The organism is Chrysiogenia bacterium, assembly GCA_020434085.1.
Lineage (GTDB): Bacteria > JAGRBM01 > JAGRBM01 > JAGRBM01 > JAGRBM01 > JAGRBM01.
Window position 1 is genome coordinate 1 of record JAGRBM010000114.1, and the last position, 2445, is coordinate 2445.

A 2445-nucleotide genomic window follows, 5' to 3' on the forward strand; every position below is an offset into this window, starting at 1 on the left:
CTCTCCCGTGGAGTATTTCTCGCGGCTGGCCCAGGCCTACGGGCGCATCGTCGCCGAGGTGACCGGCGACGGCTTCCTCTACCGCGTCGATCTCGACCTGCGCCCCGAGGGCAAGGCCGGCCCCCTGGTGATTTCCTCCGAGAACTATCTCACCTACTTCGAGGCCTGGGCCGACACCTGGGAAAAAGCGGCCTTTATGAAGGCCCGCGTCGTTGCCGGTGACGAGCCCTTCGGTTGGCGCGTCGTGCGCGCAATGGACCCGATGATCTATTCGGGCAGCATCGACTACGCCGGGCTCGAAGCCATCAAGGGGATGAAGCGCAAGGTCGAGGCCGACCAGGAGCGAAAGGCGAGCACCTTCAATGTGAAGCTCGGCAGCGGCGGCATCCGCGACGTGGAGTTCGTCGCCCAGGCCGCCCAGCTTCTCCACGGCGGGCGCATCCCGCAGATCCGGCTGCGTGGCACGCAGGAAACCCTGCGCGCGCTGGCCGAGGTGAACCTGCATTCGGCTGAAGAAGTGAATTGCCTGCTCCATGCCTACTGGTTCCTTCGCCGCGTCGAGAACCGGCTGCAGATGGTGGGCGAGCAGCAGACCCACTCGCTGCCCGATTCGGCCGAGGCGCTCACGCGGCTGGCGCGCAGCATGGGCTTTCTTGGCGAAGACTGCGTTGCCGCCTTTGAGAAAGAACTCGATGCCCAGCGAAAGTGCGTGCGCGAGAGTTTCGGGCGCCTGTTCTTCGAGGAAGAGGGCGACCAGGTGCTCGCGCTCTTCGATCGCAGCGCCCGGCAATTGATGACCTCGCCCGGCGGCGCTCCGATGATCGAGGCCCTTGCAGCCAGGCTCGCACAGCGCGTGCGCGAGAGCGCCGATCCCGAACGCGCGCTCAACAACCTCTCGCGCTTCATCGAGGGCGTTGGCTCGCGCAGCTTCTACTACGGCCTGCTGCTCGACCGGCCGGAGATCATCGACCGGCTCGTGCGCCTGTTCGCGGGTTCCGATTTTCTCTCCTCCTTTGCCGCCGCCCATCCGCGGCTCGTGGAATCGCTCTTCGATGACCCCGACGTGCTGCTGCTCAGTCGCGAGCAGCTTGAAGCCGACGCGCAGGCCATCGCAAAGGACTTCATGCGCGAGGGCGAGGGCCTCGACGAAGAGGGCGCCCTCGACGGGCTGCGCGCCTTTGTCAATCGCGAGGTGCTCAACACCGGCCTCCTGGATCTCGACGAGAAGGTCTCGCTTGCCGAGGCCGAAGCCCAGCTCACCGAAGTGGCCGAGGTCTGCGCCGGTCGCGGCCTGCAGCTCTCCAAGGACCTGATGGCGCTGCGCGGAAAGCCGCTGCCCCAGGACGCCCAGTTCCTCATCGTCGGGATGGGTAAGCTCGGCAGCCGCGAGCTCTCGTATGGCAGCGATCTCGACGTCATCTTCTTTTTCGATGCCGAGTCCTCGGACTCCTTCGAGGTGCAGGACCTCTCGGTTCGCCTCGCGCAGAAGTTCATCAACGTCATCCAGACCCGCACCGCCCAGGGCATCTGCTACGAAATCGACGCCCGGCTGCGCCCCTCGGGGCGGCAGGGGATGCTGGTCGTTTCGCTCGAATCCTTCTGCAAATACCACGAGAAGAGCGCCGAGGTCTGGGAGCGCCAGGCCCTGCTGCGTGCAAGGCCCGTTGCCGGGAACGAAGAGCTGGCCAACGCTTTTGAACGCGCCCGCCGCGAAGTGCTGCTCGGGGAGCTGCCCGGCGACTTTGCCGAAAAGGTCCGCCACATTCGCGGCCGCATGGAACACGAGCTGGCAAAGGAAACGCCCGAGCATCGCGATCTAAAGACCGGCCGCGGCGGAATTCTCGACGTCGAATCGCTCACCCAATACCTCCAGCTTCTCCACGCGCGGGAATTCCCGCAGCTTATTGAACCCGTGCCCACCGCGCGCGTCATCGAAGAGCTCGCCGCGCTGGGCCTGCTCGGGGAAAAAGACGCGGCGGCGCTCGGCAAGGGCTGGCAGTTTTTAAAGCGCCTCTCCAGCCGCCTGCGCGTCGTGGAAAACCGCTCCATCTCCGACTTCGATCAGGAAACCGGCGACCTGACGGGTCTGGCGTTGCGCATGGGATACGACAAGGGCCAGCGCGACGCGACCGTGCGCCGCAAGCTGCTCGAGGACTACCGCCGCCAGACCGAGGCAATCCGCGAGGTATATCTGCGGGTGCTGGGGGAGTAGGGGCGAAGCAGGCTTCGCCTGCTTGCATTGACGGCGCGCTTGCGCCAACCCAGTTTTCGTCCACGTCCACGTCCACGTCCACGTCCACGTCCACGGGCGCATCCGCGCCTTCTTCTCGTTCGTCGTGGACGGTAGTCGTGGACGTGGACGAGTCTCCCACCTCTCCCGCTGGGAGAGGTCGCGCCGAAGGCGCGGGTGAGGGTTGTGTTGTTGCAGCAACGAAACCCTCACCC

At 65.6% G+C, this 2445-nt stretch carries 1 protein-coding gene; it reads left to right on the forward strand.

All coding sequences use genetic code 11. The annotated features are described in order from the left end of the window. Positions 1-2212, forward strand: a 2212-nt coding sequence (locus tag KDH09_03850; GenBank protein ID MCB0218802.1) for a hypothetical protein, incomplete at its 5' end; no start/stop codon positions are given. Positions 2213-2445: the final 233 nt, after the last annotated feature.